At 69.7% G+C, this 18,166-nt stretch carries 16 protein-coding genes; 5 read left to right on the top strand and 11 right to left on the bottom strand.

The genetic code is table 11. From position 1 onward, the window contains the following. Position 1 precedes the first annotated feature (1 nt). Positions 2 to 2,476, bottom strand: a complete 2,475-nt coding sequence (locus tag ACVTJA_RS15865; protein ID WP_465837210.1) for an ABC transporter permease — start codon at positions 2,474 to 2,476, stop codon at positions 2 to 4. A gap of 259 nt (positions 2,477 to 2,735) precedes the next feature. Here ACVTJA_RS15865 and ACVTJA_RS15860 point away from each other — a divergent pair, with 259 nt between their 5' ends. Beyond that, positions 2,736 to 3,650, top strand: coding sequence for a flagellar motor protein MotB (locus tag ACVTJA_RS15860; protein WP_465837209.1), 915 nt, complete (start codon positions 2,736 to 2,738; stop codon positions 3,648 to 3,650). Positions 3,651 to 3,715: 65 nt separating this feature from the next. Here ACVTJA_RS15860 and ACVTJA_RS15855 read toward each other — a convergent pair whose 3' ends face one another. The 3 genes from ACVTJA_RS15855 to ACVTJA_RS15845 all read right to left on the bottom strand — a co-directional run bounded on the left by ACVTJA_RS15855 (position 3,716) and on the right by ACVTJA_RS15845 (position 7,645). Beyond that, the gene (locus ACVTJA_RS15855) at positions 3,716 to 5,608 is read right to left on the bottom strand and encodes an OPT family oligopeptide transporter (RefSeq protein WP_465837208.1); all 1,893 of its coding nucleotides are present in this window, start codon (positions 5,606 to 5,608) and stop codon (positions 3,716 to 3,718) included. Positions 5,609 to 5,720: 112 nt separating this feature from the next. After that, the gene (locus ACVTJA_RS15850; protein WP_465837207.1) at positions 5,721 to 6,206 is read right to left on the bottom strand and encodes an FKBP-type peptidyl-prolyl cis-trans isomerase; all 486 of its coding nucleotides are present in this window, start codon (positions 6,204 to 6,206) and stop codon (positions 5,721 to 5,723) included. Positions 6,207 to 6,304: 98 nt separating this feature from the next. Then, positions 6,305 to 7,645: a dicarboxylate/amino acid:cation symporter gene (locus ACVTJA_RS15845; protein WP_465837206.1), complete on the bottom strand. Its 1,341-nt coding sequence runs from the start codon at positions 7,643 to 7,645 to the stop codon at positions 6,305 to 6,307. Positions 7,646 to 7,750: 105 nt separating this feature from the next. Here ACVTJA_RS15845 and ACVTJA_RS15840 point away from each other — a divergent pair, with 105 nt between their 5' ends. Continuing rightward, on the top strand, positions 7,751 to 8,389 hold the full coding sequence (locus tag ACVTJA_RS15840) for a hypothetical protein (protein ID WP_465840405.1): 639 nt from the start codon (positions 7,751 to 7,753) through the stop codon (positions 8,387 to 8,389). Here the strand turns inward: ACVTJA_RS15840 and ACVTJA_RS15835 are convergent. Together ACVTJA_RS15835 and ACVTJA_RS15830 are read right to left on the bottom strand one after the other, a co-directional pair. Continuing rightward, positions 8,368 to 9,150 (bottom strand): DNA-methyltransferase, encoded by a 783-nt coding sequence (locus ACVTJA_RS15835; protein WP_465837205.1) that lies wholly within the window; start codon positions 9,148 to 9,150, stop codon positions 8,368 to 8,370. The two genes, ACVTJA_RS15840 and ACVTJA_RS15835, sit on opposite strands and share 22 nt — an antisense overlap. A gap of 37 nt (positions 9,151 to 9,187) precedes the next feature. After that, a complete protein-coding gene (locus tag ACVTJA_RS15830; protein ID WP_465837204.1) occupies positions 9,188 to 9,415 on the bottom strand; it encodes a hypothetical protein in 228 nt (75 codons plus the stop codon). Between the two features lie 105 nt (positions 9,416 to 9,520). Here ACVTJA_RS15830 and ACVTJA_RS15825 point away from each other — a divergent pair, with 105 nt between their 5' ends. Together ACVTJA_RS15825 and ACVTJA_RS15820 are read left to right on the top strand one after the other, a co-directional pair. Further along, positions 9,521 to 10,321, top strand: coding sequence for a hypothetical protein (locus ACVTJA_RS15825; RefSeq protein ID WP_465837203.1), 801 nt, complete (start codon positions 9,521 to 9,523; stop codon positions 10,319 to 10,321). Beyond that, positions 10,318 to 11,229 (top strand): DUF3396 domain-containing protein, encoded by a 912-nt coding sequence (locus ACVTJA_RS15820; RefSeq protein ID WP_465837202.1) that lies wholly within the window; start codon positions 10,318 to 10,320, stop codon positions 11,227 to 11,229. The genes ACVTJA_RS15825 and ACVTJA_RS15820 overlap by 4 nt, the downstream gene beginning before the upstream one ends. Positions 11,230 to 11,240: 11 nt before the next feature. Here ACVTJA_RS15820 and ACVTJA_RS15815 read toward each other — a convergent pair whose 3' ends face one another. From ACVTJA_RS15815 to ACVTJA_RS15800, 4 genes are all read right to left on the bottom strand, one after another. After that, positions 11,241 to 12,152, bottom strand: coding sequence for a DUF2381 family protein (locus ACVTJA_RS15815; protein ID WP_465837201.1), 912 nt, complete (start codon positions 12,150 to 12,152; stop codon positions 11,241 to 11,243). A gap of 53 nt (positions 12,153 to 12,205) precedes the next feature. Beyond that, positions 12,206 to 14,161 (bottom strand): serine/threonine protein kinase, encoded by a 1,956-nt coding sequence (locus ACVTJA_RS15810; RefSeq protein ID WP_465837200.1) that lies wholly within the window; start codon positions 14,159 to 14,161, stop codon positions 12,206 to 12,208. Between the two features lie 276 nt (positions 14,162 to 14,437). Next, positions 14,438 to 15,619: a TfuA-like protein gene (locus ACVTJA_RS15805; RefSeq protein ID WP_465837199.1), complete on the bottom strand. Its 1,182-nt coding sequence runs from the start codon at positions 15,617 to 15,619 to the stop codon at positions 14,438 to 14,440. Next, a complete protein-coding gene (locus ACVTJA_RS15800; RefSeq protein WP_465840403.1) occupies positions 15,616 to 16,725 on the bottom strand; it encodes a YcaO-like family protein in 1,110 nt (369 codons plus the stop codon). The genes ACVTJA_RS15805 and ACVTJA_RS15800 overlap by 4 nt, the downstream gene beginning before the upstream one ends. Before the next feature lie 293 nt (positions 16,726 to 17,018). On the opposite strand from ACVTJA_RS15800, the gene ACVTJA_RS15795 reads away from it, so the two are divergent. Then, positions 17,019 to 17,483: a peroxiredoxin gene (locus tag ACVTJA_RS15795; protein WP_465837198.1), complete on the top strand. Its 465-nt coding sequence runs from the start codon at positions 17,019 to 17,021 to the stop codon at positions 17,481 to 17,483. Positions 17,484 to 17,487: 4 nt separating this feature from the next. Here ACVTJA_RS15795 and ACVTJA_RS15790 read toward each other — a convergent pair whose 3' ends face one another. Continuing rightward, the gene (locus tag ACVTJA_RS15790; protein ID WP_465837197.1) at positions 17,488 to 18,066 is read right to left on the bottom strand and encodes a TIGR02265 family protein; all 579 of its coding nucleotides are present in this window, start codon (positions 18,064 to 18,066) and stop codon (positions 17,488 to 17,490) included. Positions 18,067 to 18,166 lie beyond the last annotated feature (100 nt).

Here is an 18,166-nt window from a genome sequence, read left to right as displayed (position 1 = left end):
TTCAGTCGTACTTGAGCGCGATGATGGGGTCCACGCGCGAGGCGCGCAGCGCGGGGACCCACGTGGCCACCAGTCCCACGCCCAGCAGCAGCAGCGGCGCGGCGGAGAAGGCCAGCGGGTCCAGCGCGCTCACCCCGTGCACCATGCCCTCCACCACGCGCGTCAGGCCCCACGCGCCGCCCACGCCCAGCGCCACCCCCAGGCCCACCGAGCCCAGGCCCTGGAGCAGCACCAGCCGCACCACCTCGCCACGCGGCGCGCCCAGCGCCAGCCGCACGCCCATCTCCCGCGTCCGCTGGCTCACCAGGTACGACAGCACGCCGTAGATGCCCACCGCCGCGAGCACCAGAGCGAGCGCCGCCATCAGCCCCAGCAGCACCATGTTGAAGCGCTCCGAACCCATCGAGCGCTCCACGTGGTCCTCCAGCTTCAGCGTCTCCGTCACCGGCTGCTGCGGGTCCACCGCCCACAGCTCGCGTTGCACGCTCGACACCACCGACGCATGCGAGCCCCGGGTGCGCACGAGGAGGTTCTGCGGCAGCAGGCGCACCAGCATCTGGTTGAAGCCCGGCGTCAGCTGCCCCAGCGCGACGTACTGGACGGCGGGCGCGTCCTCCGCCAGGCCGTTCTCCCGCACGTCCCGGACGATGCCCACCACCGTGCGCGGTATCTCGTCGCGGATGCTCGGCACCGTGGGGCCGTAGCGGATGCGCTGGCCGATGGGGTCCTCACCCTTCCAGTACTTGCGCGCCGTCGCCTCGTTGATGACCACCACCGGCGCGCTGCCCGCCACGTCCGTCTCCGTCAGCAGCCGGCCGCGCACGAGGCTGATGCCCAGCGCCTTGAAGTACCCCGGCGTCACCGGGCGGAACTGCCCGCCGCCCACGCCGGGCCCGTCCATGCGCCCCTCGAACTTGCCCTCGATGGAGAACTGCATCCCGGGCCCCATGCCCATGGGCAGCGCCGAGGTGAAGCCCGCCGCCTCCACGCCCGGCAGCGCCGCCACCCGCTCCGTCACCTGCTTCGTGAAGCGCTCCAGGACGGCGGGGTCGGCGTAGCGCGCCTCCGGCAGCGACAGCGTCACCACGTGCACGTCGTGCGGGTCGAACCCCGGGGAGGTGCGGCTCATCGACGCGAAGCCGCGGATGAGCAGCGCCGCGCCCACCAGCAGCACCACCGCCAGCGCCACCTGCCCCACCACCAGCAGCCGCCGCGTGCGCCCGCCCGCGCGGCCCGCGGTGGCCCGCTGCGCCCCCTCGCGCAGCGCCGTCTGCAGGTCCGGGCTCGACGCGTGCCACGCGGGCAGGAGGCCGAACAGCAGGCCCGTCAGCACCGACGCCCCCAGCGTGAAGAGCAGCACCACGCCGTTGATTCCCACCGCCGCGCCGCCCAGCCCGCCGTTTCCCGACGCGGCCCCCGCCGCCGGAGCCAGCGACAGCAGTGCCGGCAGCGCCGCCGAGGCCAGCAGCAGCCCGAGCCCACCGCCCGACAGGGACAGCAGCATGCTCTCCGTCAGGAGCTGGCGCACCAGCCGCCCCGGCGCCGCGCCCAGGGCCGCGCGCACCACCAGCTCCCGCTGCCGCGCCGCCGCCCGCGCGAGCTGGAGGTTGGCCAGGTTGACGCACGCGATGAGCAGCACCAGGGCCACCGCGCCCAGCAGCACCCAGAGCGCCAGCCGCAAGTCGCCCGCGAGGAACACGCGCAGGTCCTCCGCCTGGAAGCGCTCGTTCTCCTCCATGAGGAGCGGCTTCTCCGCGTGCAGGCGGCTGCTGAGCGTCTTCAGGGCCGCGTCCACCGTGTCGGGCGACAGGCCCGGCTTCAGCCGCCCGGTGACGACGAGGAAGCTGGCGTTGTCCTCGTTGGTGAGGTCCAGTTGCAGCGGCGCCCAGAGCTGCACGCCCTTGGGGTACTGGAAGCTCGCGGGCGCAACGCCCACCACCGTGTAGGGCTGGTCATTCAGCGTGAGCGACTTGCCGATGACGTCCGCGGCCCCGCCGAAGCGGCGCTGCCAGAGCCCGTGGCTGATGACCACCGAGTGGCCGCCGCCGGGCACGTCCTCCTCCGGCAAGAAGCTTCGCCCCAGCTCCGGCCGAACGCGGAAGGTGTCGAAGAAGGACTGCGTCACGCGCACGCCGGACAACCGCTCCGGCATCCCGTCCCCCACGAGGTTGAAGCCGCTGGGGAGCACCTCGTACGCCGTGACGTGCGAGAAGAGGGCGGACTGGCCGGACAGCAGCGTGTAGTGGGCGATGCTCTGCGACGAGCTCGTTCCGTCCGGCTCCTTCCGGCTGAGCTGCACCAACTGCTCCGAATCCGGATACGGCAGCGGGCGCAGCAGCACCCCGTGCACGACGCTGAAGATGGCGGTGTTCGCCCCGATGGCCAGGGCGAGTGTCAGCACCGAAACGAGCGTGAAGCCCCGGTTCTTCAGCAAGAGCCGGAGCGAGAAACGAAGGTCATCGACCAGGACGGACACGCGAGCACCCCTTGCGGTGTCTGCCGTACGCAGGGCCTCCGGAGCCATTGCACGCCTCTCATGCCGCCGGCACGGGGACGGACTTCTCGGCAAGTCCTGGAGAGCCCGGACCGCGCGCGCGTCAAGGAGGTTGCACCCACGGCACGCAATAGTTGCCGCACGAGGAGCAAATAGCGTTGCGCTTGCACTCCAATCCCAGACATGCGAGTGGTGCCCCGTTCGGGGCCGCTCGCTGCTGACATTCATTGAAGGAGTCGTCGTGCCGTCCCGGCCTTCGCTCGCGCTGTTTTCCGCTGTCGCGTCTCTCGTGTTGTGCCTCGGCCCCGCCTCCGCGCGGGCGCAGGACTCCAGGCTCCCCACCTTCGACCTCCAGCGTCTCCAGCTGGACCCGGCCGCGCTGGGTTCGCTGATGGTGGGCACCGGCCGCACGCTGCCGCAGGGCATGCTGCGCGTCGCGGTGCAGGGCCACTACGAGAACCTGCCCTTCCACTTCCAGACACGCTGGGAGCCGGGCAATGGCATCGGGCTCGTGGAGAACCGCTTCACCATGGACGTGACGGCCGCCTACGGCGTGCTGCCCTGGCTCCAGGTGTCGGCGGAGATGCCCTACATCGTCAAGCAGGGCGGCAAGCCGCACATGGACGTGCAGCCGCCCGAGGGCGCGGGCCTGGCCACGCCGTGGGTGGGCGCGCGCGCGGCGCTGCTGCGCCAGGACTTCGGCTTCCAGCTCGCCGCGGATTTCAGCGCGGCGCTGCCACTGGGCAGCGAGGACCTGCTGGCGCGCGACGAGTACGCCCTCCATCCGCGGCTGCAGCTCGGCTTCCTGGCGGAGACGTGGCAGGTGGGCGGCGAGGCCGGCGTGCTGCTGCGCGAGAAGCGCGACCTGGGCCCGCTGTCCGGCGTCGACAAGGACGTCATCGGAAGCGAGCTGCGGCTGGCGGGCACCGTGACGTCGCGTGCCGGTGAGTCCACGCGCGGTGAGGTGAGCCTGCTGGTGGGCGTGCCGCTCCAGGGAGGCCGCGTGGGCGCGGAGCTGCTCCTGGCCATCCGCAAGCACGCCTTGTCCTTCATGGACCTCTACGTCATGGGCGGCCCGGGCGTGGGCGCCGGCGCGGACATGCCGACGTTCCGCTTCGTCGCCGGCGCGTCCTTCGCCACCTCCAAGGTGGACTGAGCGTCACCCTTCGCGCCCGCCCTTCCCTCCTCGGGGAATGGAGGCGGGCGCTCCGGCCCGGGCGCCTACTTCGGCATCCACTTGAAGGCCTTGGCCAGGGCAATCGCGATGCCCAGCAGGCTCTCTCCGGCGATGAAGCCCGAGGCCACCGGCAGCGTCGCGTCCTCCGCGAGCTTCGGCTTCGCGCGGCGCAGCCCCTCGGCAATCGCGGCGCCGAGGAAGAAGGCGATGGAGCTGGAGCCCGGAATCACGATGGCCAGCCCGAAGCCCGAGGCGGACGGGATGAAGGCCTTCGCCTTCGCGGGGGCCCACTTCTCCAGCAGCACCAGGACGACGCCCAGCATCGCCCCGCACAGCGCGCCCACGCGGGCCGTCTCGGGCAGCGCGGCGATGCCGGTGGCCAGCAGCTTCGACACGCCAGCCCACACCATGGACGCGGGCGCGGGGAAGTCCTCCGTGCCGAGCACGTCCGCGCTGGGCACCAGGATGTGGAAGACGGGCACCACCACCGCCGCGCCCGCCACCACGCCGAACAGCTGCGCGATGAACTGCTGACGCGGGTTGGCGCCCAGCAGCCACCCGGACTTCAGGTCCGTCAACAGGTCCGCCGAGTGCAACCCCACGCCGCCCGTGGCGTTGGCGCTCATCACGTTGGCGGGGATGTTGCCCGGCGCCAGCCCTCCGAAGATGAGCTGCGTGACGGGGCCCAGGGCCTTGGTGGGCGTGGTGTCCGTCTCACCCGTCACGCGGCTGGCGATGACGCCCATGACGACGGCCAGCGGCATGGCCAGCACGCCCGCCCACCACGGAATCTGGAAGAGGTACGCCATCAGGAAGATGGCGATGGGGCCCAGCACCGCGAAGCCCAGCGGGAACCAGGACGGCGGGCATTCGATTCCGGCCAGCGGGTCCTGCTCCTCCTGCGCGCCCTTCCCGCCAAAGAGGCCGGACAGCGCCTTGAAGGAGCGCGCCACGCTGCGCCACTGGAAGGCGAAGGACAACAGGCCCGAGGTCACCAGCAGCGCCGAGCCCGTCCACACCATCCAACTGTTGATGGCCTTGTACGTCACCTCGGGGATGGCGCCCTGGGACACCATGGACGGCGCGAGGAAGCCATAGGTGAGCACCGCGCCCAGCAGCATGGACCAGCCCGTCTTGAAGCTCACCAGCGCGCCCGCGCCCACCAGCAGCAGGCTGAAGTCGAATGACAGCGACCAGGCCGAGGCCGGCTTCCCCAGGATGGTGAAGGGCAGGCTCACCTTGTCCTTGATGTTGGGCAGCCAGGTGAAGCGCGCGTCGCGAATGAACACGAGCAACGCGCCCACGAGCCCCGCCAGCCCCAGGAGCCGCGACTTGCGGCGGGCCACTTCTCCATGGCCGTGCAGCGCGCGGATGGTCTCCGCGGTGGCCGTGCCGGTGGGGAACGGCAGCGCCTCGATGTTGATGAGCTGGCGCTTGATGGGGATGGCCGCGAAGACGCCCAGCGCGGAGATGACGGCGAACCACAGCACCAGCCAGCCGGTGGACGGCAGCGTGCCGGTGAGCATCAGCAGCGCGGGCACCGCCGCCATGTTGCCGCCGCCCGTCATGTAGCCCGCGGCCGAGGCCACCGAGCCCATGGCGTTGTTCTCCAGGTCGGTGAACTCCTTCCGGAGCAATCCCAGCGAGCGCAGCGTGCCGAACACCGCGAAGGCGAGGATGCACGCCGTAATCGTGACGCCCAGGCTCCAGCCCGTCTTGAGGATGACGAACAGGTTGGACAGACACATCACCGCGCCAATGGCCATGCCCGCGATGACGGCGCGCACGGTGAGCTGGCGGCTGCCGCCCTGGTAGACATGCTCGAGCCAGTAGCGCTCCGGGTCCTTCTCCGCGGACGCCCCCGGCTCATTGGCCGTCGGGTCGGTCGGATGGATGCGCAGCTCGCTCGGGGACGGGGACGGTGAGGGGGAACTCATTGGGGCCGCGACGATAGTGCACCGCCCCGGCCCTCGCGAAATGCTCGCTCCCCTCGGAGGGTGGGGCCTGGAAGCCCCCACCCCGCGAGTGGGCGCATTGCGTCAACGTGTATCAGCCGTGGTGGTGCCCGCCCGCGCCGTGGACGTGGCCGTGGGTGAGCTCCTCCTGCGTCGCGGCGCGCACCTCGCGCACGGTGACGTCGAAGTGGAGCGTCTTGCCGGCGAGCGGGTGGTTGAGGTCCACGACGACGGCGTCCGGGCGCACCTCCTGGATGCGCAGGGGGATGTCGCCCTGGTCCGTCTGCGCCATCAGCGTCTGGCCGGGCTGCGGGTTGAAGCCGGGGGGCAGCATGTCGCGCGGCACGGTGCGCACGCCCTCGGGGTCGTGCTCGCCGTAGCCCTGGCCCGGGGCCACCACGACCTTCTTGCTCTCGCCGACGGACATGCCCTCGAGGGCCCCCTCCAGGCCGGGGACGATTTGACGATGCCCGTGGAGGTAGGCGAGCGGCTGGCCGGGAGCGCTCTGGTCGATGACCTGCTCATCCCCCAGGTGCAGCCGATACTCCAGCGAGACGACGGAATCCTTGGCGACCCTCATGCGGGCTCCTTGGCGGGTGCTGCGGGGTGACTGCTGCTACGAGGTGCGCAACGCGCACGCTGCTCCGTGATGAAGGATGCGCCGCGAAATGCCGGGCGTCAGGATGCGGAAGGGTCCGCCGCTTCCTCTCCGGCCGGGCGGTCAGCCGGTTCTCCGCGCGCCACGTACACGGCGGCGGCGAGGTCTCCCGAGACGTTCAGGGTGGTGCGGCACATGTCCAGGAAGCGGTCCACGCCGAGGATGAGGCCCAGGCCCTCCACCGGAATCTTGAACATGCCCAGAATCATCGCGATGACGGGGATGGAGCCGGCGGGAACGCCCGCGGTGCCGATGCCCGCGAGGATGCAGATGAACATGATGAGCCCCTGGTCCGAGAGGCTGAGCGGCACGCCGTAGACCTGGGCGAGGAAGAGCACGGTGACGCCCTCGAAGAGCGCGGTGCCGTTCTGGTTCATGGCCGAGCCCGCGGTGAGGACGAAGCGGGACACGTTGCGCGGCAGCTTCAGGTTCTCCTCGGCCACCTTGAGCGCGGTGGGCAGCGTGGCGCTGGACGAGGCCGTGGAGAAGGCGGTGGCCATCACCAGACGGATGTCGCGGAAGAACTGGATGGGATTGCGCCCGCCGAGGAAGCGCACGGACAGCGAGTAGACGACGAACATGTGGATGCCCAGCGCCAGGAGCACCGTGGCCACGTACGCGGCGAGCTGCGCGAGGATGCTCAGGCCCAGGCGCGCCGTCATGGCGAACAGCAGCGCGGCCACGCCGAAGGGGGCGAGCCGCAGCACGCCGTCGATGAGCTTCATCATCACGTCGTAGAGGCCCTGGATGATTTCCTTGAGCCGCTGCGCGGGCTCGCCCGGGGTGAGCGCCAGGCCCATGCCGAAGATGAGCGAGAAGACGATGAGGCCGATGAAGTCTCCCTCGGAGGCGGCCTTGAGGGGGTTGGTGGGCACCATGGACACGAGCACGGCGCCGAACGACGTGTCCGAGGGCGGCGGGGCCGCCTTCACCTGCTGGGCGCCCCGGGCCAGGGCGCGGGCCTCCTCGCTGAGGCCTTCGCCGGGCTTCATGGCGTTGACCATGAGCAGGCCGATGAGGACGGAGATGGCGGAGAAGACGACGGTGTAGCCCAGCGTGCGCAGGCCCAGGCGGCCCACCTGCTTGAGGTCCAGCTCCGCCACGCCCACGACGAGCGCGGAGAAGAGCATGGGCACCACGAGCATGAGCAGCAGGCGGATGAAAATCTGGCCCAGGGGCGAGGCGACGTAGTCGACACTCCACGGGAGCCAGGGGGCGTACTGGGCGATGGCCTCCGCGGGGACGGGGCCCTCGGCGATACCGGCGGCCTTCCGGGCGATGGCGTTGGCGACGGCGTTGGCGGCGAGGCCCGTCACCGCGCCGGCGACAATGCCGATGAGCATCTTCTGGTGCGCCTTCATCCGGAAGTCTCCGCGCCCTCCTGTCCGGAGGGGAATGGGCCGCGCAGCCTAGCGGCAAAGGAAGGTGGCGCCCACCCCGGCGGTGGGACAATGCTCGCCAGACTCGTGGAAACCCTCGTCCAGCTCACCGAAGGCGCCCTGCCCACTCCCCTCTTCCGCCGCCTCCTGCGCGCCGTGGGGGCCCTGGGCACGGAGCGGTTGCGTCAGACGTACCAGACGACGTTCTGGTACGACTTCGGCCCCCCCGCCAACGTGGTGGAGGAGGTCATCCTCACACTGCGTCCGGAGGTGGCCGCGAGGCGGCGCATCGCCGGGGTGGAGTGGTGGCTGTCACGCATGTCCCCCACGGACGTGCGCGTGGACTTCCACCAGGACCGGGACGAGAAGCTGGCGCTGCGCACGGGGGAGTTGGTGCACCCGCGCATCTCCTCCGTGTTGTTCCTCAACCGGGTGCGCGGCGGGGCGCTGGTGGTGACGCGCGAGAAGCCGGACCCGGAGAATCCCTCGCTGGCGCCGTCGCGGCTGGACACCGCGGACCTGGTGGCGCCGCGGCCGAACCGGCTGGTGCGCTTCGATGGGACGCTGACGCACGGCGTGCTGGACGCGGAGAACCGCATTCCGGACGGGAAGCTGCCGGGGCGCTCGCGGCAGCGGCGCACGCTGGTGATGAACTGGTGGGGACATCGGCCCACGGACATCCCGGCGTGGGCGGAGACCCGGCTCTACCGGGCGCTGGGGCGCTGAGCTTCTTCCTCGTCCGTCTCGCGGAGGCGGCGGGTGACGCGCTCGGCCCACTCGGGCTCGACTTCAAGGCACGCGGGCCGGCGGCCGAGCCGCAGCGCCGCGGAGGGCATGGAGCCACTGCCGGCGAACGGGTCCAACACCGTGTCCCCGGGCCGGCTGTACGTGCGCACGAGCGGCTCCAGCACGGAGAAGGGCTTGTGGTGTGGATGCCCGCCCCAGCGCGCGGCCTCGCCCTCATCGTCGTAGCCACCGACGACGGCCCAGACGGTGGGCAGGTCTCCGGGGGCCAGCGGCGGCGCGGGCGTGCGGGCAATGACGAGGGCGACCTCGTAGACGCGCAGGGTCTGCTCGTTGGCGTTCTTGTCGGTGGTGCGCTTGCCCCAGACGTACTCGCCGCGCAGGTGCGGATAGCCCAGGCCACGAGCCACGGAGAGGATGGGCTCCTTGCCGAGCAGGTTGGTCCAGATGACGAGCGGCGCGTCCGGAGTGAGGTGCGCGACGGCGCGAGACATCCAGGCATCGGTGAAGGCGCGGTAGTCGCGCACGGTCTCGAAGCGGACGATGGGGTTCTGGTCGATTTTCTTGTGGGCGCGCGTGTCGCGGAGGTCCCCGCCCTTCCGGCGCCGGGTGAGGAGGCAGTAGGGCGGGTCCGTGTGCAGCAAGGCCGCGCGGGTGTCGCCGAGCGCGGCGCGGTAGCCCTGCGGCTCGCGCGAGTCGGCGTTGATGCAGCGGAGGGAGTCTGCCGGAGGAAGGGAGGTCATCGTCCGAGGCTGCACCCTACACGGCGGGGCGCGAGGCTCAAGTGGACTCGCGAGTAACGGAGAGGATGTCCCCGACGGGCACCCGGGCGTGCGAGCGGAAGACGGCGAAGTCGTCCCCCTGCTCGGTGACGACGTCGGTGACGTGGTCGACGAAGGACTCACCGGCGCGCAGCTCCACGGAGACGGGGCGGCGCCGGAGGACGGCCTCTTCGAGCACGTCGATGAAGTCACAGCGGCCTACGTCGTCCTGGCACATCCGGGCCATGGCTTGCCTGCCTCCTCGCACCCGTTTCGGGGCGTGTCCGGGCAATGTAATGGCGGGCCGGTGCGGTGGCTCGGCTACCGTTGGAGCGTGCTCATGGGAGGGCCGATGAGGCGGCTGACGACGGGTGTCATGGCAGTGGGAGTGCTGCTGTTCGCCGTGGGCTGTGGGGCCGGGAGTCCGTCCCGGCGCGGGACGGGGACTTATGCGCAGGCGGTGGACTCGATGAGCGCCACGTGTGAGCGCAACCCGGCCTACTGCGCCAAGGTGGCCGGAGAAGAGGCAGTGCACCCGCTGATGATACGTGCCGTCCAGGTGGGGACGGCCGGCAGTGCGTGGCAGGTGCTCGATGAGATGGCGCGGAAGCGCATCGAGGACATCCTGGTGGAGTGCGCGAACCTGGCGGATGCGGCGGTAAATCAGAAGGAGTTCGGCGGACGCGCTCCGACACTGCAGGAGTGTCAAGAACAGGTGGGGGGAACGCGGGAAAATCCGGTGACCCGAGGCATGAGACTGGGTGACGCAAAACATCGGCTCGCCTTTCAATGCGCGGATGAGAAGCTAAGCCGAGAGATCCCCGGACGATTCAGTCTGGAGCAGCGCTACCGAATCAACCCCAAGACTCGACAACTGGAGCTGATTACCCACGAGATGGAATTGGAGATGCTACGCAACGGAGGCGAGGAACTGGTGGGCTCGGTGGTGCCAGACGTGGTCATCCACACGGGCAACCCGCTCCAGGTTCAGGCCGTCTTTGATTTCAAGTTTCCCTGCCCCGAAACCAATCGGTCCTCATGGAGGCAATCGCCTTCCGGGAATGCTCGTGAAGCCACGAATCAAGGAGACTCCTACCAGAAGACCTTGGGTGTGAAGCCAGTCCGCGTAAGTCCCAGGAGGGGAATCGAATGACCGAACACTACCCCCGAATCCGAGTCCAGACGAACAAAGGCTACGTCTTCATCCGCGATGGACTCACCTTCCGTTTCTTCATGCACCGTTCCCACAAGGGACTTGGTCCAGCAGTGCTGCGAATGCTGAACGTGTTCAGGCAGGCAGTAGGACAGGAAACACTGGCGATATACCCCGACATGGAGGGGTACTGGAATTCGCTCGACGACTACGCCTGGAAACGCATCGAGGGGGACCTCCTCGAACTCGATTATCCCTTCATCACAATCGCAAGCGATTCCAATGGGATGTCTGAATTCTCTTTCGAATACATCGGTATCTCGCACGAAGATCCCGGCCCCTTCGACGTTCCGGAGCGAGCGTGTGTTGCGACGTTCAAGTTGACCTCGGAATACCTGGAGCAACACGGCCCCGGACGTGTGCGTGAACTGGCGCTCGAACTGGCCTCCCATCTGCCCTTCAACTCCGGTTACGCCAGTCTCTCCTTCAACGCCATCACGGATGAGGTGGGTGTTCAGCGCAGGGTTCGCAGCATGTGCTTCCGCTACCCCGGGATGGACGTCCTCGAGCACGATGTCCACAGAGACATTGGTACCCGTATCCCAGGCGCGTATTGGCTGACGTTCCTCGGACAGCCCGTGCTGGGTGAACTGGGAGGTGCGGAGGGGCTGCGTGCACGACTGTCGTCACCCGGAACCACCGTGCAGCAACTTCCGGGAGATCGCGCCGTCGTCACACTAGGGCAGTGGCCCGAGGCGGGTGACTTGGAAGCAGGAGAAAATCTGCCCGCACATCGGGAACTGGCGCGCGTGCTGGAGCCGTGGCTCTATCACGACCCGGGAATCGTCTTCGATAACGACTTTCAACCGGAAGACAAGCTCCGCTGGGAGCGTCGCTTTCTCGATTGAGCACGCTGCGCTCAGCGGACTTCGAGACCTTCGACCGTCACCGTCTGTCCACCACCTTCGTCCCACATCTTGAGGGTGTAGCGGCCAGGGGGCAGTGATGCCTCGTCGTCACTCGCGATGACAATGCTCTGAACCTCTCTGGAAGTCAGTGGCCCCGCTTGCCACGGGCGCAGCATCTGCACGACCCGCCCTTGCGAATTCTGGAGCGAGGCCCCCACCGCCACCCACCCCCCCGCCCCCTGCCCTCGCAGCGTCACGCGCAAAGCCACCCAGAGTCCCGACAGCCGAAAGCCCTTCGCGGCATTGACCGAAACGGGAACGGAACTCTCCTGCCGCACGAAGGTCAGCGGCGCTGCCTGAACCTCATCCAGCCTCGCTAGCGTCGCAGCAAGGGAGTCACCATCGCCAGACATTCCCGTCGATGACTGAAGCTTCGCAACCTGCTGGTGGAGCCGCGCCATTGCGCTCTTCAACTCCTCGACTTCCTGACGATAAGACTCCGCGATGCGAGGTCGACGGTAGAGCTCGACCTGGCGCTCGACCCGGGCAGCGTCGACCACCAGCGTGAACGCGGCCCGCTCCGGAGCCGCACCATCGCGGAATCGGACTTCCAGACGCAGTTGGTCCCCGTGTTGGAAGGTGCCCGAAGGCACGAGTACCAGATGGTCCTCCGCCAGACCCAACCGCAGGAAGCGTTCGCGCCCTTCCAGCACCACCTCGTCGGGCCGAATCGGTGAGTCGAACAGCACCGTAGTGGTGAGGCCCGGGCCGATATGGATTTCAGGAACGGGGCTCCGCTCTTCCCGGAGCTCGATGTGGCGCACGCCGACGAACGTCTCTGGAGTGCCGGAAGCGCCTACAGCCGTGACAGGTGCAGCCAACAACCCCCATGCGAGCAAGACGGAGAAGGACGAAGCGAACAAGGCTGGAAGACCTCCAGGCGGGCACATCCATGCCCATTGGGTTCGCCGCCCTTCTACCTGGGCTCGAGCCATCCGAAACGCTTCGTCAATGCGACGACCGCGAACGGGGACACCATCCGCTTCTCTGGGGGACTGGACGGTATGTAGAGATGCCCCAGTGCTCGCCTCGTTGAGTCGGCCACGAGTTGGGCACAAACGGGGTATCGCGTGCCATCTGGCGTTTCCACCTCTGTTATCCAGGCATAGACACGGTCCGTTCCGTGAAACACCTGTCCGTGGAGCTGGCTGCCCTTCGGGAACTTGAAGTCTCGATGGGTTCCCGTGAGATCCTTGTATGCCCTCATGGTGAAGGCCCCCTCCGCGGGTACGGGCACCTCGTCATCGGAATCAGGCATCGTCGGGGTGATCCAGAGCTTCTCGTCGCTTCCCAGCATGAAGGGCGGGTTGAGTCCCACGCTCTCCATCCAATCGACGACCTTCTGTGGACACGGCTTCTCCGGGGACGCCGTGCGCAGCTGAGGCCCGCTCGCGCAAGCGGCCCCCGCAACCATGCAAGCTGCGGCCGCGGCCTTCGCCGCACGACTCGAAGCCAGCCGCTTCGGCGCTGACGGCGCGGGGACTTCGCTCACAGGAGCGTTCGATACCGGCGCGGAGGCCAGCATGCCCGCGTCCGGGGCCACACCTGCGTCAACGGCAGGCGGCACCGCAGCCATCGGGTGTGCATCGGGGGAACTCGGAGGACGGCTCGTCACAGCGGGGTTTCCTTTCTCGGAAGGGGGCGGCGAAACGGTCGCCGTCACGGCACGGGGGGATTGCGAGAGACGTGGCAACGCAAAGGCCACGAAGCCGAGGACGAGGAGCACACCCAACCCGAACCCCACCACTGCCCGGTACCTCCCTCGCGCCGGAGACGACGCCACCGCCTCGTCCTTCGCGGCTCGAAGCGGAGTCACGGGTCCACGCTCGGGTGCGGGCGCCTGGGGCTCCAGCGCCGCGGCCATCGGCGCGAGCTCGGGCTCCCTCGTCTCGGAGGACTCCAGCGGCTTCAGCGCTTCCAGCGGCGCGCGCCCCATCTCCGGCTTCATGCGCACGCGGGGCGTCTCCGAGCCCGTGCCCTGCGACTCCATCTCGGGCGGCCGGTCCAGCGACACGCGCCACGCGGGCTGCCGCTTCTCCTTCGCCACGTCCCAGAGCGCCTGCAGCAGCGCCTCGGTGCCCGGGTAGCGGGCCTCGGGGCGCTTCTCCAGCAGCCGCATGGCGATGTCGCCGAGCGCCTTCGGCACCTTCGGATTCACCACGTGCGGCGCTCTCGGCGTCACCGTCTCGATGGCCGGCAGCAACCGGTCATACGGAAGCCTCGGGTCGAACGCGTAGCCATCCGTGAGCGCCTCGTACAGCAGCGCGCCGAGCGCGTAGAGGTCTCCCGGCACGCCCGCGTCGAAGTACGCGCCCTGCTGCCACGTGCCCTCGCGCAGGAAGGCCACGCACTCGGGCGGCAGCAGGTGCGGCGAGGCCGGCGCCACGCCGACCGTCAGCGTCGTGGCCCCCGGCATCCGCACGGTGCCCAGGTCGATGAGGAAGGGGCGCTCGTCCTCGCGGCGGATGATCAGGTTGTCGCCCTTCAAGTCCCGGAGGTGCACGCCGCGCCGGTGCAGGTCCGCCACCGCGCGCACCACCTCCGTGAAGACGGTGAGCAGGTGCGCCGCCGTGGGCTTCACCCGCCAGCGCCACTCGTGGAACGTCTCTCCGTCCACGAAGTCAGTGACGAAGTACAGGTAGCCGTCGGGGGGCTCGGGCCAGCGGTCCACCGCGTGGAGGCGCGGCAGGTTCGGATGCGGCGCACAGGCCAGCAGCGCGGCCACCTCGTGCGCGAGCCGGCCGTTGACGTCCTCCTCCTCGGTGGCGTGCGGCCCCGCCGGACGGAGCGCCATCTTCAGCGAGTAGAACCGCCCGCCCCGCTCCACCTTGAAGACCCGCCCGAAGCCACCCGCGCCCAGCGACGCCACCACGCGCCACGGGCCTACCTCGCTGTCGGGGACGAGCTGGTCCGGGTGGAGTGGCGACGACCTCATGGATGCGCCCCCACCTGGCAGGTCGGCCCCTTCCCCGCTCCGCCCACGCGCGCGGCCCGACGTGACGGCGAGGCCATCACCGGCGCGTGCAGCACGAAGGACTCGAGAACCACCCAGGAAGCGGGGCTGAACAAGGGCAACCTCCAGGGTTGACCTTACCCTCTCTCGCGGGTCTGTCACGGATTTTCCCACCCGCGAGGTGGGTGCCTCGCGTCACTCCGACCCGACGTCCCCCGTCGGCCCCTCGGAGTCCTCGCGCGCCACGTCCCTGGCGGCCCGGGCCCAACGCCCGCGCAGGCGGGCCTCGGCGGCCAGCGCCTCGTCCCAGGACGGACCATCGGGCAGCAGGCGCTGCGCGTTCGCGAGGACGAGCCGCTCCAGCGCCAATTCCTCGCACAGCTTGTACAAACCCACCGGGTCCAGCCCACACGCGGCGAGGTGCGCCTCGCGCCGTCCGGGAGGAATTCCCTGCGCGTCCCACCACGCGGCCTCTTCCTCGGCCACCTCGTCGGCGGTGACGGTCAGCCCCAGCGTCCGGGCCTGCCCCGCGAGCAGCGCCCGGCGCAGTCCCGCCTCGGCCATTTCCACCGCGTCGGGAGCTTCACGGAGCGCATCCAGCACGCGACCGGAGGGCACGATGCCACCTCGGACTCGCGTCACGTCGTCCACCAGTCGCCTGCGGCGTACGAGGGACGAGGGCAACTGCCGTGCGCCCATGTGGGCGGGAGCACCCGAGGCCACCCATTCCGCCGCGGCCTGGATACAGGCGATGGCGTCGAGCCGCTTCAGGTCCTCGTTTCCCTTCGGGAACCATGCGTCCCATGCGGCACGCGTGGACTCCGGCCAGCTCGGACGTACGCGCTCCAGAAGACGGGGCCAGGTGCGCTCCTGGTAGAAGAGCGACTCCGCCTCCTGCACCAGCGTGTTCGCCGCCTCGCGCCCAAGCACCTTCGCCGCCCGCGCGCGCTCGGCCAGGTGCCGCACGTTGACGAGTGGCACCGTGAGCGGCCGCCAGCCGTGCTCCGCATCGGCGTGCAGCAGCGCGACCTCCGAGTCGTCCACCACCACGCCATCCCGGTACCACGCGAAGATGCGCCCCACGCCGACCATGCCGTGCGGTGCCAGCTCCGCCGCGCGCAGGGCGCCCATGCTCGCGCCGCCGAAGACAGCGACTCCCGCCTCCAGCGCCGCCAGGATTTCGTGGTGCCACACCGATGGCTGCGCCTCGAAGACGCCGTCCACCAATGCGATGGCCCGAGGTCGCGAGCCCAGTGCCCGCCACACGTCTCCCTGCCTCGCCGGAGGCAGCACCGTGCACGGTGCCAGCTTCCGTGCTTCTTCCGCCGGCAACGACGGCCCGAGGAAGACCACCAGCGCATCCGTTCGCCGCGTCACAGGAGCTCCGAGATGTGCATGCCCGGCACCACCACCCGTCGCACGTGCAGACCCGACACGGGGGAATCCAGCTCCACCGAGGCCGCTCGTGAGAAGCCCGCGCGCTTCAGCAGGGTCAACACCTGCCGCACCTTCCTGGCCGACGGCTCCTTCGCGTGCGCGCCCAGGTCCGGCATGTCCGCGGCCCGCCGTCTCGGGCGCACCTGCGCGCAGGCCTCCGCGAAGCCTCGCGCCGCCTCACGGTCCGACGAAGCCACGTCCTCGCGTGCACCGTGGATATCCGTCAGTCGCGACTGGGCTGCCTCCAGCAGGGCCTTCAGCAGAGCCTCGTCCCGGCCAAGGGCACACGCGTAACCCGCGGTGAGCGGCACGGGCCCCTCCTCCAGGTCCACCAGCACCGCCGCGCCCACCGGCAGCCCCACCGCACCCGCCGTGCGCTTCGAAGGCGTGGCATCGAAGAGGTACACGCCGAAGCCCCGCTCCCGCAGCGTCTCCGCCAACACCGCCGTGCGAGGCGCGGCCTCACGCAACTCCGAGGGCCGAAGCAGGCGCTGCCGTACGACCTCCTCCGTCCATCCTTCGGGAAGCGTGCGGGAGAGCTGGTCCCGTTCTGTCGCCTCCAACAGCGCGTGCAGCAGGGCCTGACCCGCGTCGGGATGCGCACCGGAGCCGTTGCTCGTCCACGCCGCCGCCACGGGCCCCAGCGCGGGGCCGTCCGGAGGAGGCACGTGAATGCCCTGCGCGGGCACCCACACCGAGCGCCCCGAGAACAACTCCGTGGCCTCACGCCAGGCGCAGCGCACGCCATCGCCCCACAGGCGCGGCGCCACGAGCGCTCCGGCGGACCCGAGCGACTCCGCGTCCCACAGAGAGCCCAGCCGGCCCTCCAGCTCCGCGCGCGAGCCCCACACGAGCCGGCCCGGCATCACCGTCTCCGCCGCCCACAACTCCGCCGTCTCCAGCAGCGCGCCCCACGAGGCGTCGGAGTACGTGAGGCCCTTGCCGTTGCACACCTGGAGCACGTGGCCGCCGGGCCTCACGGCGCACGCGACCTCCACGCCGGTCCGGTCCAGGCCGGTGACACGTGCCACCCGCGTGACGCCCATGGCTCGGGCCAGCCGGCGGGGAAACTCCTGCGAGGAAAAACCGTCCGGGGTCGACCGCACGGGCGCGGACCTTAACCTGAACGCTCCGGACGATGTCGACGCGCTCACACCACGGACTTGCGCCACGAGCGGGACTCCAAGCTCCCATCGGACAGGACGGTAGACGTCATCCAGCTGTTCGAAGTACCTCGTCGTCATCCCGGTTCACAGTCGGAGCAGCCAGGGCAGCAGGACCCGGCTCGAATCGTGGTAGGGGTGGAGCACCTGGCCCACCCGGGAGAGGACCCACCGGAATGCTTGCCGTCGGAGACGCCGCACCGGACTTCACCGCCACCGACTGTCATGGCGCCCCCCTGCGCCTGTCCTCCCTGCGCGGCCGGCGCGTCATCCTCTTCTTCTTCCCCAAGGCCTTCACCGTCGGCTGCACCATCGAGAACCGGGCGTTCCGCGACAACCACCAGCTCGTGAAGTCACTCGGCGCCGAGCTCGTCGGCGTCTCCGTCGACACCCAGCGCGTCCAGTGCGAGTTCGCCGAGAAGGAGGCCATCCACTTCTCCCTCCTCGGAGACGAGAGCCGCGAAATCAGCCGCGCCTACGACGTCCTCTGGCCCGTGCTCAACATCGACCGGCGCGTCACCTTCATCATCGCCCCGGACGGCCGCGTCGAGCACATCATCCGCCACGAGGTGCGCGTCTACCGCCACCTCGACGACGTGCTCCACTACCTGCGCGCCCACCCGGCACCGCCCGCCGGCTGACGCCTCACTCCCAAGAGAAGTGGTATTCGCAGTGCGGCGCGCCCCGCGCTCGGCACAGCGGGTGCGTGGTGTTGACGCCCCGCCCGCCCGACAGCTCGATGGCCCGCTCGTGCCAGCCGATGATGGTGAGGCAGTCCGACTCCGTGACGTTCTCCGCGCCGAACGTCCGCAGCACCGCGCCATTCGTGCCCGCCTGCTCGTACGTGCGCGAGCCCACCGCGTAATAGAAGCGGTAGATTTGCGGCGCCTGGCTCAGCAGGAACTGCGGGTCCCCGGGCTTCACGAAGACGTGCTGCGTCCCGTGGAGCGCCTCCTCGGCGGACGCGCGTCCCATGTCGATGAAGGCCCTCCGCTTGTCCTCCGGCGACATGACCTCCGCGATGGCCGAGTCCAACCGCAGGTTCAGCTCCATCGGGTACCAGGCGATGGGAAGAATCATCTTCCGCAACAGCGCCTGGTCCTCCGGCGGAAGCCGCCGCAGCACCTCGTCTACCCGAACCTGCCCGCCGTGCTGGCGCAGCATGTTCAGCCGGGAGATGAGCACTCCACCCTTGATGCGAGAGCTAGAGCCTTCCGTCACCATGCCCCGTCCGTGGTCGCAAGCGAGCAGCCAGGCATTCTGTCAGCGCGCTTGCGTCAGCGGCAACCCACTCCGTCACGATGGACCCACCCAATGTGCCGGA

Source organism: Pyxidicoccus sp. M6, from assembly GCF_055568925.1.
Note: the sequence above shows the minus strand (reverse complement) of the source record. Positions and strands in the feature narration are given on the sequence as shown.

What these genes read in the sequence shown, in the direction of transcription:
- ACVTJA_RS15800 (WP_465840403.1), bottom strand. Translation starts at nt 16,725, where the DNA reads ATGGGCGTCACGCGGGTGGCACGTGTCACCGGCCTGGACCGGACCGGC.
- ACVTJA_RS15845 (WP_465837206.1), bottom strand. Translation starts at nt 7,645, where the DNA reads ATGAAGGCGCACCAGAAGATGCTCATCGGCATTGTCGCCGGCGCGGTG.
- ACVTJA_RS15820 (WP_465837202.1), top strand. Translation starts at nt 10,318, where the DNA reads ATGACCGAACACTACCCCCGAATCCGAGTCCAGACGAACAAAGGCTAC.
- ACVTJA_RS15850 (WP_465837207.1), bottom strand. Translation starts at nt 6,206, where the DNA reads ATGAGGGTCGCCAAGGATTCCGTCGTCTCGCTGGAGTATCGGCTGCAC.
- ACVTJA_RS15830 (WP_465837204.1), bottom strand. Translation starts at nt 9,415, where the DNA reads ATGGCCCGGATGTGCCAGGACGACGTAGGCCGCTGTGACTTCATCGAC.
- ACVTJA_RS15795 (WP_465837198.1), top strand. Translation starts at nt 17,019, where the DNA reads ATGCTTGCCGTCGGAGACGCCGCACCGGACTTCACCGCCACCGACTGT.
- ACVTJA_RS15790 (WP_465837197.1), bottom strand. Translation starts at nt 18,066, where the DNA reads ATGGTGACGGAAGGCTCTAGCTCTCGCATCAAGGGTGGAGTGCTCATC.
- ACVTJA_RS15835 (WP_465837205.1), bottom strand. Translation starts at nt 9,150, where the DNA reads ATGACCTCCCTTCCTCCGGCAGACTCCCTCCGCTGCATCAACGCCGAC.
- ACVTJA_RS15825 (WP_465837203.1), top strand. Translation starts at nt 9,521, where the DNA reads ATGAGGCGGCTGACGACGGGTGTCATGGCAGTGGGAGTGCTGCTGTTC.
- ACVTJA_RS15855 (WP_465837208.1), bottom strand. Translation starts at nt 5,608, where the DNA reads ATGAGTTCCCCCTCACCGTCCCCGTCCCCGAGCGAGCTGCGCATCCAT.